Raw genomic sequence first — 14,576 nt, 5'->3', positions numbered from 1 at the left:
ATGGAGCTATGTCTAAATTATTAATTCGGGCTATGGTTTTGCCTATGGCCGGACCAGACCAATTTTATCCCCAAGGGGAAATTGCTATCGATGGTGAAAGAATTGTCTCAGTAGGGGAACGTGGTTCAGCACCACTGGGATTTGCGCCGGATCGTATTTTGGATTTACCGGATGATGTGGTGATGCCTGGTTTGATTAACACCCATACTCATGCAGCTATGACCTTACTCAGGAGCTATGCTGACGATCTACCGCTTATGCCTTGGCTCAACGAGAAGGTTTGGCCTTTCGAAGGTAAGTTAACAGATGAAGATATTTATTGGGGGACGGCCTTAGCTCTTTGTGAAATGATTCGTTCTGGCACGACCACGATGCTGGATATGTATGCCTCTATGGATCAAGTGGCAGAAGCTGTACTGCACGCTGGTACACGTGCCGTCCTTTCTCGAGGAATGATCGGGAATGGACCTAATGGGAATCTTGCGTTACAGGAAAGCCTTGATTTAGTCAAGCGATACCACGGAGCGGGTGGTGGGCGAGTGAAGGTGATGTTCGGTCCCCATGCACCCTATACTTGCTCAGGAGAATACCTCCAACGTGTGAAGGCAGAAGCAGATCGACTGGGTGTCGGTATTCATATTCATGTAGCCGAGACTCGAGATGAGATAGAAATTATACAAAATCAATATGGGAAAACCCCTGTGCAGTGGCTCGAAGGACTAGGGATTTTCGGAGGACACGTAGTGGCAGCACACTGTGTCCACTTAACTCCGGAAGATCAGGAAATTTTAGCTCGCTGGCACGTTTGTGTTGCGCATAATCCAGAAAGCAACATGAAACTGAACAGTGGGACTGCCCCAATTCCAGAGTTGCGAGCAGCAGGAGTTGTCATAGGGCTAGGTACGGACGGAGCTTCAAGCAATAACAATCTCGATCTTTTTGGGGAGATGCGATCCGCTGCCTTTCAGCAAAAACTAAGAGTTGATTCTACCGTATTTCCAGCGTATGAAGTGTTAGAAATGGCGACCGTTGGTGGGGCGCAAACACTGGGCTTGGAAGACGTAGGGATGCTTGCCCCGGGTTTTAAGGCAGATTTGATCAGCATTGACATGGATCAACCTCATTTCTATCCTCGGTTTTCAATTCCGGCGCATCTAGTGTATGTAGCTCATGCTGGAGATGTCCGTACGGTGATGGTCGATGGAAAATTTCTTATGGAAGAACGAAAACTATTAACTATGGATGTTAAAAACGTTTGCCGAGAAGCTGAAACTCGGGCCAAACGAATTTCTGCGGAATTGAAGTAGGGGTTATTTCCTGCATCTCTAGGGGCAATTCATAAATTGTAAGAGCAATTTATGAATTGCCCCTACTTGACAAACCATGAGATTTAGTCTAAAATTCGGTTGTAAAGTAATAATGCTTTACAGGGGGTTGCGATGGATAAGCTGGCCAAAATGGCTCTCTTGGCTGATTTTTATGGTCCACTGTTAACGGAAAAACAACGAAATGTTTGGGATCTACATTACCAGCAAGACCTTTCTTTAGCTGAAATTGCTGATGTTGAACATATCAGTCGACAGGCGATTCACGATTTACTTAAACGGACCGAACGGATCCTAACGGAATATGAAGAAAAACTCAGGCTTGTTCAACGGTTTTGGTTAGAACGCGAAAAATTGATGGAAGTTCAAGCCTTATTGCTAGGATTAAATAAGCTGGATTTTACCAACTTGCCTGCATGGGAGCGACATAATCAAATACGTACCATGTTCGAAGAGATTTGGGCAGAAACCTGAATCAGAGTCTAGCGCACAGCACTCTTTTGGAAGTGGAACAAAACGAAAGCGGGGACAGATATGTTTCAAGGACTAAGCGAAAAACTCCAAGAAACATTTAAGCGGCTCAAGGGAAAGGGCAAGCTAAAGGAAGCGGATGTCAATGAGGCGATGCGTGAAGTCCGTGTTGCATTATTAGAAGCGGATGTTAACTTTAAAGTTGTTAAAGATTTTGTGGCAAAGGTAAAGGAACGTGCAATTGGGCAGGAAGTACTGGAATCCCTTTCTCCAGCACAATATGTCATTAAGATAGTGCATGAAGAGATGATCGAACTCATGGGTGGCGCAACAGGAAAGATTCTCATCTCCTCGAAGCCGCCAACGGTTATTCTCTTGATAGGTTTGCAAGGGGCCGGGAAGACAACCCATGCGGCAAAATTAGCTAATATGCTGAAGAAACAAGGAAAACATCCCTTGCTTGTGGCTTGTGATATTTATCGGCCTGCTGCGATTAAACAATTGCAGGTTTTGGGTGACCAGTTGAACGTTCCGGTTTTTTCCATGGGACAAGAGTCCCCAACAAAGATTGCCAGTGAGAGCATTAAACATGCTCATCAGAATGGGCAAGATGTTGTGATTATTGATACTGCTGGACGTTTACATATCAATGAGGAACTGATGGGCGAATTGCGAGATATTAAAGCCACGGTAAAGCCTCATGAGATATTATTAGTGGTTGATGCGATGACCGGTCAAGATGCAGTCAATGTCGCGGAATCATTCCACAGCTATTTAGGTCTTGACGGAGTTATTCTTACAAAACTGGATGGAGATACCCGTGGAGGAGCGGCTCTTTCGATAAAAGCTGTAACAGGGTGCACCATAAAATTCGTTGGCCTTGGGGAAAAGATGGATGCTTTGGAGTCTTTCCATCCTGACCGTATGGCCTCCCGAATTTTGGGGATGGGAGATGTCCTGACTCTGATCGAGAAAGCTCAAGAGTCTTTTGATGAGAAAAAAGCCAAAGAAATGGAACAGAAGCTGCGAAAACAGGAATTTACCCTCGATGATTTCCTGGACCAGATGCAGCAAATGAAAAAAATGGGCCCACTTTCTTCGATTTTAGAAATGATACCTGGAGTCGGAAAACAATTAAAGGATGTACAAATTGATGAAAAAGATACTGCCCATATAGAGGCTATTATTAAATCAATGACCACAGAAGAGCGTAGGAAACCTGCCGTTATTAAAGATTCACGCAAAAAGCGAATTGCTAAAGGAAGTGGTACTTCAGTTCAAGAAGTAGGTCGCCTCTTAAAGCAATTCGAGCAAATGCAAAAGATGATGAAGCAATTCGCAGGGGGCGGAATGGGTATGCTCGGGGGCAAAAAAGGTAAAAAGGGTAAGAAACTACCGGGGTTTAAGTTTCCGACGGTATAGGGGGACTTGTGTCACACAGCGCTCAGTGCTTACGACGCAGAGCAAACTAACCGTTCAAGCTCCTAATCTGGGGCGCGGGGTCCATCCTTCGGCGATAGTATTATTTTAAAGAATGCGCCTACGCCGGTAGGTATCGTTTGGAGAATAGCGGCTTCGGCGATACTCTCCACTGGAGACTATCGTCACTGGAGACTATCGTGCCAAAAGCGCCATCCGCCGGCCATGACTCAAACAGGACGTTTGAGGTTAGAGCACCGCCATGGATGGCAAGGTGCCGGGATGGCCAAGTGTCCCTGTAGCCCGAAGACACTGTCTTTGCACGTATTAACCTTCTTGCAGGACGGCGAGAAGGGACCTTGGCGCATTGGCGGCAGTGTACATCCGCTGGCCAAGGATGGCCGAGTGTCCCTGTAGCCCGAAGACACTGTCTTCGCACGTATTAACCTTCTTGCAGGATGGCGAGAAGGGACCTTGTGCACTGCCCCGTATCTGGGTTCGGTCGCTTGAACGGAAGTTTGCTAATCTGCTTACGTAAAGACGTCGCGCTCGTGTGACACTGCGTCCCGGGCTTGGGTCGGGGGGACGTAGGGGCTGCATGCAAGTAGGGGACGGTTCTTGGCTTGCATAGAGCGTGAATCTGAGGTTTCGAACCTCGACAATGATTTGATGGACACACGCTTTTAATTGAGCGTTGTTTATATAAAAAACTCTTTAAACGGAGTGCTAAACTCCATCTTGAAGTTTAGTTGAACTAATCTAGGGGCAAAATGTGAGATGTACGATATTGGATGTAAGACATTCGAACCTCGAACTTCGAACTTCGAACCTCGATAAATGAGGAGGTGAAAACATGGCTACTAAAATTCGTTTATGCCGAATGGGCGCGAAAAAGAATCCGTTCTACCGCATGGTTATTGCTGACGCAAAAGCTCCTCGTGATGGACGTTTCATTGAGCAAATTGGATATTATGATCCAACAAAAAGCCCGGTAGTATTGAATATCGATGAGGAAAAGGCTATCAAATGGCTGTCAACAGGTGCACAGCCTTCGAATACAGCTAAGTCTTTGCTTAGTCAAGCTGGGATCTTAACCAAATTCCACGAGTCCAAGAACAAAGTGTAAGTAGGGGGTGGTTCCTGTGAAGGAATTAGTAGGAATCCTCGCGAAAGCGTTAGTGGATCATTCGGACCAAGTTCTCGTTGTTCAGTCTGAGACCGATAAAAGTGTGCATTTGCAATTGAAAGTCGCACCGGAGGACATGGGCAAAGTTATCGGGAAACAAGGGAAGATCGCAAACGCTATTCGTACGCTGGTTAAGGCGGCTGCAGTCAAAGATGGACGCCGAGTTCATATGGACATTGATCAATAACGTTGAGAAGGGCTTAGTGCCCTTCTCAACGTTTAAAACTATCTGTACGAAAGGGGCCAAAGAGTAATGGATGAAGTGCTGATCGGAGAAGTGTTACGTCCGCAGGGGTATGGCGGTGAGTTGAAAATTTACCCGTTAACGACAGATCCTGATCGGTTTCTTAACCTGCATGAGGTTACTTTGCGCAACGGAAAGAACTTTAAACACTTAAAGATTATTTCAGCCCGTAAGCAGATGGAGTTTGTCTATCTTACAGTTGCAGGGATAGAGTCTGCGGACACGGCAGAAAAATACAGAGGGTGGGAAGTGCGAATTGACCGATCAGAAGTCCCACCTCTCAAAGAAGGATGGTACTATTTCGAGCTTGAGGGAATGCAAGTCTATGAGGGAGATACCTTATTAGGTACCTTGTCACAGGTCTTGGAAACTGGAGCGAATGATGTGTATTTAGTTAAAGGGGCCAAAGGGGAACTATGTGTCCCAGCTCTTAAAAGTGTTGTTCAGAGTGTAGATGTTCCTGGGCGACGCATGGAGGTCATACTTCCCCCAGGTTTGTTGGAGGATTAGACAACTGATGTTGAAAATAACTGTTTTAACATTATTTCCTGAAATGTTTGCGCCTTTACAAGAAAGCATTCTGAAGCGCGCACAAGAGACCGGTTTGATTGAGATACGGCTCGTTAATTTTAGGGATTATGCGACCAGTAAACATAAAAATGTTGATGATGTCCCCTATGGTGGAGGAGCAGGCATGCTCTTAAAACCTGAACCGATTTACTCAGCAATTCGGGATTTACCTCCTCCTAGTGCAGGACGGAGGATTCTGCTCATGTCTCCACAGGGGGAGGTTTTTCACCAGGAAAAGGCCAAGCAGTGGTCAGACCAAGAGGAACTTGTTTTTATATGTGGACATTATGAAGGATTTGATGAGCGTATTCGTGTTTTAGTTGATGAAGAAATTTCCCTAGGGGACTACGTGTTGACAGGCGGCGAGTTAGCGGCAATGGTCATGATTGATGCCGTAGCACGGCTTATTCCAGGAGTACTTGGGGAGGGTACTTCTGCAGAGGAGGATTCTCACTTCTCTGTTCTATTAGAATATCCACAATATACGCGACCAGCCGATTTTGAAGGTCTGAGGGTTCCAGATGTTTTGTTATCCGGGCATCATGCTATGATTAAACGGTGGCGAAAAAAGGAGTCCCTAAGACGTACATTTTTGCGGCGTCCTGACTTAATGAGTGCCATAACGTTTAGTGAAGAAGATTATCCTTTATTAGAGGAACTTCTCCTTGAACACCCTGAAATGGCGTTTTGGCGAGAGAAATGGGTACATCTTTGCCCGAAACCAAAACGAAAGCGGCGGGCTTTGCCGATTGCTACCCACGATTAAGTCTTTAACTAAACTTAGGATGGAGTGGGACTCCTTCCTAAGCAAGTTTCCTATATCTGATGGCTAAGCGCCATTAGTCGTGGTTAGAACATCGAACATCGAACGTCGATTATAAGGGGGCACTGATTCTAAAGAAATACGGTTAGGAGGAACTTAACATGGCAGATATCTATTTAGCTTTAATTCATGCCCCTGTCTATAATAAAAATATGGAAACAGTAGCGACTTCGATTACAAACCTAGATCTTCATGATATTGCACGCTGCGCAACTACTTATGGTGTAAAACGTTATTATGTGGTACATCCAGCTGAAGCACAGCGCCAGTTGGCTAAACGTATTATGGGTTTCTGGCAAGAGGGTTATGGTGCGGATTATAATCCGGATCGCCAAGAGGCCTTTGCAAGGGTAAAGATTGCCAATAATTTAGCAGAGGTTTATGCCGAGATAGAAGAAACTCACGGTATAGCACCGATAAAAGTGGCCACAGATGCTCGAAAATATGCCAATACTGTCACTTATGCACGGCTTCGCGCGGACATAGAGACGACGGAAAGCCCGATTTTATTGTTGTTTGGCACGGGTTGGGGGTTACTCAAAGAAGATGTCGAGACAATGGACCGAATTCTAGAGCCAATTTATGGACCGACAGCGTATAATCATTTATCGGTTCGTTCCGCCGTGGCTATCATTTTAGACCGTTTGTGTGGGCACTAATTAAAGTTAAATCAATTCAGCTGGAGCTAAACTCGAGACTTCGGTGACGATAGTCTCCGGTGGAAGATTGATTAATGACTTTATTGCATAACCAACTAGGTTGTGATAGAATAAATTGGTCTGAACAGATGGTCCGCTCGCTGAAAGTCAGTGTATGAACATCTAGGCAAGGAAGGGGGGAATTATAATGGATTATATTCGCATGATTGAAGAAGAACAAATGAAAAAGGATCTTCCTAACTTCCGGCCAGGAGATACAGTACGCGTACATGTGCGTATTGTGGAGGGTACTCGTGAGCGTATCCAGGTTTTTGAAGGGCTTGTCATCGCAATGAAAGGTGGCGGCATCAGAGAAACCTTTACAGTTCGTCGTGTTTTTGCTGGCGTTGGGGTAGAACGAACTTTCCCTTTACATTCACCTCGTTTGGATAAAATTGAGGTAGCGCGTCGAGGTGTTGTTCGCAGAGCTAAGCTTTACTATCTGCGGTCACTCTCAGGTAAGGCTGCAAGGATTCGTGATCGTCGCACTATCTAAGGAAATAAAAGGGCTAGAGCAATCTGGCTCTTTTTTTAATCTCGAACGTCCATGTTCGAGTCTTGGCTACAGGGATACTCGGCCATCCGTGGCCGGAACATAAGGGCGACAGAGGTGATCGCCGGCGTCCAAAGGCTGCAAGCTGGTTTACACGTGCGAAGACAGTGTCTTCGGGCGGTTAGCCAAGTTTTCTTTACTGCTTTTTCAGTAATGAGCTGGCATTCTAATTCTACATAACCTAAATTTTTCATAGATAGTTCTCTGACGTATGCTCTTCCGGATCTTGTTCATACTAATGGTAGTGCAAGAGGGGAGCGAAATAATGGAACATAAGAATTCAAAAACAAGATGGGTTTTGATTTTGCTTGGCGCAGTGTTACTGACGGGTGGGTTATTGCGTTGGGTAGTTTTACAACCCTATCTTATTCCATCACCTTCTATGGAACCCGGTATGGTTCCGGGAGATCATATTATTGTCAATCGTCTTTCCTATCGTATGTGGGCTCCAACCCGGGGAGATGTGGTCGTGTTTGCTTTCCCAAAGGACTTGAAACGGACTTTCGTAAAACGAGTGATTGCTGTAGAAGGGGAAAAGGTTGAACTTCGTGATAATAAAGTCTTTGTCAATGGCGTTCCGATCCAGGAATTTTACGTCAAACCCGGAGATTACCCACCTTACGGTCCGGAAATTGTACCGGTGGGGAAAGTATTCGTTTTAGGAGATAACCGACGTGAGAGCGAAGATTCTAGAGAATGGGGTCTTCTTCCTAAAAATTATCTTCTTGGCAAAGCTTGGTTTATCTATTATCCAATTCAGCGCTTTAAGTTAATTTAACCATCGTAAATACAAGAATTAGGTTTTTAGAAGGATGAAGAGGGATATTCATGAGTATTCAATGGTTTCCGGGGCATATGGCAAAGGCAAGACGTCTTTTACTGGAACAACTTAAATGGGTTGATGTTGTATTAGAACTTGCCGATGCAAGAATTCCAATTAGTAGTCGCAATCCAATGTTGGATAAACTACTGGGCAATAAGGCAAGGCTTTTATTGCTAAATAAAGCAGATTTAGCCGATCCAAATTTGACGGCGAAATGGCTCACCTACTTAAGAGAATCAGGTCCCGCTTTTGCGGTTAGTGCAACCACAGGGTTAGGGGTTAAACAGATTGTACCAGAACTCGAGCGAATGGTCCTAGCTAAGCAAACAAAGCAAGCTGAAAAAGGAATTCGTCAGCAGATGATTAAGGTGATGGTGGTTGGGATTCCTAACATCGGCAAATCTTCTTTAATTAATCAATTTACTGGTGGAGCCCAAGCAAAAGTCGGAAATAAACCAGGGGTGACTCGTGGAAATCAATGGGTTAGAATTCATGAACGGGTTGAACTTCTTGATACGCCAGGGATGTTATGGCCTAAATTTGATGATCCTGAGGTTGGACGAAAGTTAGCAGCACTCGGAGCCATAAAAGATGATATCTTCGATATCGAAGAATTATCAACATGGATTATTGATTGGCTTACGTTGTATTCTCCCAAAGCCTTACTTCGCTATCAGGTTTCTGATTCAGAGGTTACCTTGGAGAGTTTGGGACGAAAACGAGGCTGCTTGATTCATGGCGGGCGGGTTGATACTCTAAAAGCCGCCCAGATTTTCTTGCGTGAACTTCGTATGGGACAACTTGGTCCCATAACAATGGATGGCATTTCTGAATAGATTTATAATTCGGAATACTGTATAATTTTACACTAAATAGAGGGAATCGACCTTTTTTGGCGAAATGTTATACTTGGAAGAGAAGAGGGAAAAGTGTGGAACCGTTATCCCAGATGAATATTAGGGAAGTAGAAGAGGCACTCTATAAAGACCCTTCACCTCGCATGCTTAACGCATGCCAAAAAGACCCGCGCCAGGGTGTTCGACAACTAGCCATTCGTCTTATCAAGTGTCAGCAAGCACAAGCTGTTGAAAATACTCGCATTCAACAACTACTTGTGGAGGAAAAGAAGCTATGGAAGAAAGGGTTTTTATTGCTGGCAGGGATTGATGAAGCGGGCCGTGGACCGTTGGCTGGACCAGTTGTTGCAGCGGCTTGCATATTACCTGCTAAGTTTAATTTACCCGGGCTTAATGATTCTAAAATGCTGACGGAAAGTAAACGAGAAAGACTCTTTGCTCAAATCCAAACCCAGGCGATTGATTATGGAATTGGAAGCGCTGAACCTGCTGAAATTGACGTCTTAAATATTTTGCAAGCGACTAAATTGGCCATGAAACGATCCGTAGAAGGTTTGACAGTTCGTCCCCACTACTTACTAATTGATGCGCTAACCCTCACAGATGTACAACTTCCGCAACTTCCGCTTATAGGAGGTGACCACTTAAGTGCCTCAATAGCTGCAGCATCGATCCTAGCCAAGGTGACTCGAGATCGATTGATGGTTCAACTTCATTCAATTTATCCGGAATATACGTTTTCGAAGAATAAAGGGTATGGCACAAGTGATCACATGTTGGCGCTGAAGCGCTATGGGCCATGTCCACTTCACCGAAAAAGTTTTGCTCCGGTAAAGCAAGAGACATCGATTAGCTAAGCAGGAAAAAACTAACAGAATACTCTATCAAATTGACCATCTTGGCTGGTTGTGGCACAATATTAATTAAGAAAATTAAGTAACGCGATCTAATTAACAAAATTAGATCGTGCTATTTAATTAACAAAATTAAGTAATATTATCTAAATTAACAAAATCGAGTCAAACTTTTGAAAATTGTTATGAAGGGAGGTTAAGTGAATGCCGGAAAATGATTTTGCTGCCGTAGGTGTATTTCTTGTGGGGGCAATCGCAGTATCCATTATTATGATGATTATGCCTAAACTACTTGCGCCTAACAAACCACACCGAGAGAAATTAACAACTTATGAATGTGGTAATGAAACCATCGGCAGAACGTGGCTCGGATTTAAGAGCAATTATTTTATGTACGCTTTAGTTTTTGCGGTTTTTAGTGTTGAGACAGTTTTATTATACCCTTGGGCTTTAACATTCCAAAAACTTGGGACATTTGCCTTCGTGGAAATGTTCATCTTTATTGTCATTCTCTTAGTTGGTTTCTGGTACGCTTGGAAGGAAGGTGCACTTGAGTGGATGTAGCCTCGGAAAAACGTCTTCGTGAAGAGGAAGCGTTAATTGAAAAAAATGTTTTGGTTACTACAATTGATAAGGCCTTGAACTGGGCAAGAGGGCATTCCTTCTGGCCGGTCACATTGGGCTTAGCTTGCTGTGCAATTGAAATGATGGCTACCGGTGGACCACGTTATGATATTTCCCGCTTCGGATATGAGGTTTTCCGTGCTTCTCCTCGTCAAGCTGATGTCATGATTGTGGCTGGAACCTGTACTCGCAAAATGGCGCCACTACTAAGACGAATTTATGACCAAATGCCTGAGCCAAAATGGGTGATCGCTATGGGTAGTTGTGCTAATGCAGGGGGTCCCTTTGTTGATTCCTACTCCATGTTAGCGGGCGTTGATAAGATTTTACCTGTCGACGTATACATCCCAGGTTGCCCTCCGAGGCCAGAATCCTTAATATATGGGCTTTTGCAACTTCAATATAAAGTTTCAAATCCCGCTAAGGTGAGGTTAATGAGACATGGAAAATAATGAACTCTTAAAGCGACAAGTGGAAGAGCTGGCATCTCGGGTTAACGGTGAAGTTGAAGAGAGTTTTGGAGTGCTTGTTTTGACAGTAAAAGCTCCTTATATTACAGAGACTCTGACAGCAGCCAAACAATTCGCAGAAGTGCCATGTGATTTTCTCCACGATCTTTGTGGATTAGACCAAGTGGATCATTTTGAAGTGGTTTATCAACTGTCAAGCTTGCGTGGGCCACAAAAATTGCGTGTCAAGGCGTTGCTGAATCGGGAAAACCCTGTGGTGGATTCTGTAACTCGTATATGGCAAGGCGCCAACTATTTAGAGCGTGAGGCCTATGATATGTTTGGAATTATATTTAAAGGACATCCCAATCTGAAACGAATTTATATGTGGGATGATTTTGAAGGTTATCCGTTGCGCAAGGACTATGTGACCGAACCTATTGAGGTTCGCAACATCGTACGCCAACGTATAGAAGGGGAATAGGGGGGAAAACCATGAGTATAAAAGAAACTGAAGAACTTATTTTAAACATGGGCCCCCAGCACCCGAGTATGCACGGTTTGTTTCGAATGGTGGTCCATTTAGAGGGGGAAACGATCACTAAACTAGAACCTAAAATTGGATATCTCCATCGTGGAATGGAAAAACTTGCTGAAAGCCGTACCTATGCACAGTTTATCCCTTACACAGATCGGTTAGATTACCTAGCATCGCCGCACAACAACTGGGCCTATGTCCAAACGGTCGAAAAATTAATGGGTGTAGAAATTCCTGAACGTGCAGAATACCTCCGGGTTATCTTTGGAGAACTCGCCCGGATTGCTAGTCACCAAGTTATGATTGCCAGTACAGCTCTGGATATGGCGGGTTGGTCTGCTTGGTCCTATGCTTTCCGAGACCGCGAACGGATCTGCGATATGTATGAAATGACAGCAGGAAGCCGCTTGACCGTTAACATTATGAGAATTGGAGGAATGAGCGCAGAGCCACCCGAAGAATTTTGGCCAGCTTTAAAATCGTTCCTTGATGACACTCCTGAGATGCTTGAAGAATATTATGGAATCTTTTTTGGAAATGAAATTGCTCTGGGTCGGTTAAAGAATGTGGGCATTTTGTCGAAAGAAATGGCTGAAAATCTTTCGATCACGGGTCCAGTCTTGCGTGCGTCTGGTGTTAATTACGACGTGCGTAAAGCGGAACCCTACAGTATCTATGATCGGTTTGACTTTAAAGTTCCGGTTCGAACAGGTTGCGACAGCTATGATCGTACGATAATTCGGATGGACGAGATAGTGGAAAGCATCAAGATCATTAAACAAGCGGTACGTGATATTCCAGAAGGACCAGTTATGGCTAAAGTACCTAAGGTTATTAAGCCTCCAGCTGGTGAAGTTTATCACCGCGTTGAGAACCCAAAAGGAGAACTTGGTTTTTATATCGTCAGTGACGGTACGACTAAGCCTTCACGGGTTCGGATCCGCCCGGCAACTTTTATTAATTTACAAATGCTTCCAATCGTAGCTCTGGGTTGGAAAATCCAAGACGTAGTTGCGATCTTTGCGACTTTAGATGCAGTATTGGGAGAAGTCGACAAATAGAAATTCCAATGAGGGGAGAATAAGATGGAGACTCTAAATAATCTGTTTTTGATTATTGCGGACGCTATCCGTAGTCTTTTTGCGGATCCCCACTCAGTTTGGGCTAATTTAACCATGGATGTCATCAATTTCATCATCGTGGTTGTCATTGTTGTCCTAGCTGCTTTGATTTTGATCTTACTTGAACGCAAAATAGCAGGTTGGACGTCACAAAGGCCAGGGCCCAATCGTCTCGGTCCGCGCGGATGGTTTCAAACTATAGCTGATGCCTTAAAACTTATGGGCAAAGAAGATGTTACTCCAGCAGGCGCCGATAAATTTATTTTTAAAATCGCGCCGATGATTATCTTCTGTCTCCCGATGATGACCTTAGCTGTCATACCCTATGGGAGGAAAATGGCGCCGATTAATCTCGATTTAGGTATTTTTTACTTTGTAGCGATTTCCTCTATTTCGACACTGGCTTTTGTCATGGCTGGATGGGGCTCAAATAATAAATACTCGTTACTTGGAGGTATGCGGGCGGTTGCTCAAATGGTCAGTTACGAGATTCCTTTGCTCTTTTCTTTGCTTGGAGTAGTCATGATTACCCAGTCCTTTAATTTAGGAGTTATTGTCGAGGCTCAAGCAAGCATTCCTTTTGTAATTCTTCAACCGCTGGCTTTTGTAATCTTCATTATTGCAGGCTTAGCAGAGCTAAATCGTGCGCCGTTTGACTTAGTTGAAGCGGATCAGGAGGTTGTTGCTGGACCGTTTACAGAGTATACCGGACTGCGCTGGGGATTATTTTTCCTAGGAGAATACGGAAACATGACCGCTCTATCAGCACTGGCTGCGACAGTATTTTTAGGAGGCTGGCAAGGTCCTGCTATCTTGCCTGGTTATGTTTGGTTCTTTATGAAAGTTGGAGTGATCATCTTCTTTATGATGTGGGTTCGGTGGACCTTCCCAAGAATTCGGATTGATCATCTTATGCACTTAGCGTGGAAGGTACTGTTACCGCTTTCAATTTTAAACATTTTGTTAACGGGTCTGGGTATTTACATTTACCGATTCGTGATGGGAGGGTGACACAGTGTTTGGTAAAGGTCTACTACAAGGTTTAGGCATCACATTCAAACGCATGGTCGGTCCTAATATCACTGAGTTTTACCCTGAGCAAAAACCTAAATTACCGACCAGGGTGCGTAGTTCTATGGCGCTCGACCGAGAAAAATGTATTTCTTGCAATATGTGCGCTATGGCTTGCCCTAACTCAGTCATCAAATTGACCAGTGAAAAGAACGAAGCCAATAAAAAGGTTCTCAAAACGTATCATATGGACTTGGGACGCTGTCTGTTCTGTGGTATGTGTACTGAGGCTTGTCCAACCAAGGCTCTAACTGTAACCCAAGACTATGAAAACGCAATTTATGAACCCGATGAAATGTATTGGGATATGCTTAAACGGGCTGAGCAAAAAGGGAAGGTGGAGTAAGCGTGGGTACAATAGTTTTCTTCATCTTTGCAATCCTGGCGATTGCATCTGCTTGGGGTGTTGTCACTTCGAAGAATATTATGCATAGCGCGCTCTATCTGGCCCTTTCCTTTTCAGGCGTTGCGGTGCTATACGTTCTCTTGAATGCCGACTATTTAGCGGCAGTCCAGTTACTGATCTATACGGGAGGCATCGCCATCATGGTGGTCTTCGCAGTGATGTTGACCTTACGAGGAGACATCTGTGCCAGCAATCCGGACAACAAGGTTTGGGGCTGGGGAGCGCTAATCTCGACCTTGATGTTTCTCACGATTGCCGTGGTTGTCCTCACGAATACAGACTGGCGTATTTTGCCGACACCGTGGACGGGCGGAGGTTCGGCTACCGATATTTCACTGTTACTTCTCACGAAGTTTATGATTCCATTCGAAGCCGCCGCAGTCTTGCTCACCATGGCCTTAGTCGGAGCGGTGATCTTGGCGAAGGGAGTGAAGGCGAGCAAATGAATTATTTAAGTAATTTCAGTAACTTCAGTGTTGGACTATCGACCTATCTTCTGGTGGGAGCGATGCTCTTTTGCCTGGGGCTTTACGGGGCCTTTGCA

At 44.6% G+C, this 14,576-nt stretch carries 21 protein-coding genes and 1 pseudogene; 20 read left to right on the top strand and 2 right to left on the bottom strand.

All coding sequences use genetic code 11. The features are described 5' to 3' along the window. The first annotated feature begins 8 nt into the window (after positions 1–8). From UF75_RS04130 to ffh, 3 genes are all read left to right on the top strand, one after another. Positions 9–1,307 (top strand): amidohydrolase, encoded by a 1,299-nt coding sequence (locus tag UF75_RS04130; RefSeq protein ID WP_045573337.1) that lies wholly within the window; start codon positions 9–11, stop codon positions 1,305–1,307. 132 nt (positions 1,308–1,439) lie between these two features. Further along, on the top strand, positions 1,440–1,799 hold the full coding sequence (locus tag UF75_RS04125) for a putative DNA-binding protein (protein WP_045573336.1): 360 nt from the start codon (positions 1,440–1,442) through the stop codon (positions 1,797–1,799). Positions 1,800–1,859: 60 nt separating this feature from the next. Next, complete coding sequence (gene ffh, locus UF75_RS04120; RefSeq protein WP_045573335.1) at positions 1,860–3,218, top strand: signal recognition particle protein; 1,359 nt, start codon at positions 1,860–1,862, stop codon at positions 3,216–3,218. A gap of 118 nt (positions 3,219–3,336) precedes the next feature. On the opposite strand, the gene UF75_RS27980 is transcribed toward ffh, so the two are convergent. Beyond that, positions 3,337–3,654, bottom strand: coding sequence for a hypothetical protein (locus UF75_RS27980; protein WP_156146209.1), 318 nt, complete (start codon positions 3,652–3,654; stop codon positions 3,337–3,339). Between the two features lie 414 nt (positions 3,655–4,068). On the opposite strand from UF75_RS27980, the gene rpsP reads away from it, so the two are divergent. From rpsP to rplS, 6 genes are all read left to right on the top strand, one after another. Further along, positions 4,069–4,341, top strand: a complete 273-nt coding sequence (gene rpsP, locus UF75_RS04115; RefSeq protein ID WP_045573334.1) for a 30S ribosomal protein S16 — start codon at positions 4,069–4,071, stop codon at positions 4,339–4,341. Between the two features lie 16 nt (positions 4,342–4,357). Next, positions 4,358–4,588, top strand: a complete 231-nt coding sequence (locus tag UF75_RS04110; RefSeq protein WP_045573333.1) for a KH domain-containing protein — start codon at positions 4,358–4,360, stop codon at positions 4,586–4,588. 66 nt (positions 4,589–4,654) lie between these two features. After that, positions 4,655–5,155 (top strand): ribosome maturation factor RimM, encoded by a 501-nt coding sequence (gene rimM, locus UF75_RS04105; protein WP_045573332.1) that lies wholly within the window; start codon positions 4,655–4,657, stop codon positions 5,153–5,155. Between the two features lie 7 nt (positions 5,156–5,162). Further along, on the top strand, positions 5,163–5,981 hold the full coding sequence (trmD, locus tag UF75_RS04100; protein ID WP_045573331.1) for a tRNA (guanosine(37)-N1)-methyltransferase TrmD: 819 nt from the start codon (positions 5,163–5,165) through the stop codon (positions 5,979–5,981). A gap of 158 nt (positions 5,982–6,139) precedes the next feature. Next, the gene (locus UF75_RS04095; RefSeq protein WP_045573330.1) at positions 6,140–6,697 is read left to right on the top strand and encodes an RNA methyltransferase; all 558 of its coding nucleotides are present in this window, start codon (positions 6,140–6,142) and stop codon (positions 6,695–6,697) included. 187 nt (positions 6,698–6,884) lie between these two features. Continuing rightward, the gene (gene rplS / locus UF75_RS04090; RefSeq protein WP_045573329.1) at positions 6,885–7,232 is read left to right on the top strand and encodes a 50S ribosomal protein L19; all 348 of its coding nucleotides are present in this window, start codon (positions 6,885–6,887) and stop codon (positions 7,230–7,232) included. A 35-nt stretch (positions 7,233–7,267) separates the two neighbouring features. Here rplS and UF75_RS27975 read toward each other — a convergent pair whose 3' ends face one another. Further along, entirely contained in the window at positions 7,268–7,483 is a 216-nt protein-coding gene (locus UF75_RS27975) for a hypothetical protein (RefSeq protein WP_156146207.1), read from the bottom strand. Between the two features lie 71 nt (positions 7,484–7,554). On the opposite strand from UF75_RS27975, the gene lepB reads away from it, so the two are divergent. From lepB to UF75_RS04035, 11 genes and pseudogenes are all read left to right on the top strand, one after another. Then, on the top strand, positions 7,555–8,067 hold the full coding sequence (gene lepB / locus UF75_RS04085; protein WP_045573328.1) for a signal peptidase I: 513 nt from the start codon (positions 7,555–7,557) through the stop codon (positions 8,065–8,067). Between the two features lie 50 nt (positions 8,068–8,117). Continuing rightward, complete coding sequence (gene ylqF / locus UF75_RS04080; RefSeq protein ID WP_045573327.1) at positions 8,118–8,948, top strand: ribosome biogenesis GTPase YlqF; 831 nt, start codon at positions 8,118–8,120, stop codon at positions 8,946–8,948. Positions 8,949–9,043: 95 nt separating this feature from the next. Next, the gene (locus UF75_RS04075) at positions 9,044–9,826 is read left to right on the top strand and encodes a ribonuclease HII (RefSeq protein ID WP_197079319.1); all 783 of its coding nucleotides are present in this window, start codon (positions 9,044–9,046) and stop codon (positions 9,824–9,826) included. 201 nt (positions 9,827–10,027) lie between these two features. After that, entirely contained in the window at positions 10,028–10,387 is a 360-nt protein-coding gene (gene ndhC / locus UF75_RS04070; RefSeq protein WP_045573326.1) for an NADH-quinone oxidoreductase subunit A, read from the top strand. After that, a complete protein-coding gene (locus tag UF75_RS04065) occupies positions 10,378–10,899 on the top strand; it encodes an NADH-quinone oxidoreductase subunit B (protein ID WP_034140327.1) in 522 nt (173 codons plus the stop codon). The genes ndhC and UF75_RS04065 overlap by 10 nt, the downstream gene beginning before the upstream one ends. Further along, complete coding sequence (locus UF75_RS04060) at positions 10,889–11,380, top strand: NADH-quinone oxidoreductase subunit C (protein ID WP_045573325.1); 492 nt, start codon at positions 10,889–10,891, stop codon at positions 11,378–11,380. Before UF75_RS04065 ends, UF75_RS04060 begins: the two co-directional genes overlap by 11 nt. Before the next feature lie 11 nt (positions 11,381–11,391). After that, positions 11,392–12,495, top strand: coding sequence for an NADH-quinone oxidoreductase subunit D (locus UF75_RS04055; protein ID WP_045573324.1), 1,104 nt, complete (start codon positions 11,392–11,394; stop codon positions 12,493–12,495). A 24-nt stretch (positions 12,496–12,519) separates the two neighbouring features. Next, positions 12,520–13,566, top strand: coding sequence for an NADH-quinone oxidoreductase subunit NuoH (gene nuoH / locus UF75_RS04050; protein ID WP_045573323.1), 1,047 nt, complete (start codon positions 12,520–12,522; stop codon positions 13,564–13,566). Positions 13,567–13,570: 4 nt separating this feature from the next. Next, the gene (locus tag UF75_RS04045; RefSeq protein WP_045573322.1) at positions 13,571–13,972 is read left to right on the top strand and encodes an NADH-quinone oxidoreductase subunit I; all 402 of its coding nucleotides are present in this window, start codon (positions 13,571–13,573) and stop codon (positions 13,970–13,972) included. Between the two features lie 2 nt (positions 13,973–13,974). Beyond that, positions 13,975–14,478: an NADH-quinone oxidoreductase subunit J gene (locus UF75_RS04040; RefSeq protein ID WP_045573321.1), complete on the top strand. Its 504-nt coding sequence runs from the start codon at positions 13,975–13,977 to the stop codon at positions 14,476–14,478. After that, a pseudogene (locus UF75_RS04035) lies at positions 14,475–14,576 on the top strand (NADH-quinone oxidoreductase subunit K); the annotation flags it as partial. The gene UF75_RS04040 and the pseudogene UF75_RS04035, both read left to right, overlap by 4 nt.

The organism is Desulfosporosinus sp. I2 (assembly GCF_000960765.1).
GTDB lineage: Bacteria > Bacillota > Desulfitobacteriia > Desulfitobacteriales > Desulfitobacteriaceae > Desulfosporosinus.
This window is presented reverse-complemented; position numbering and strand designations above follow the sequence as displayed.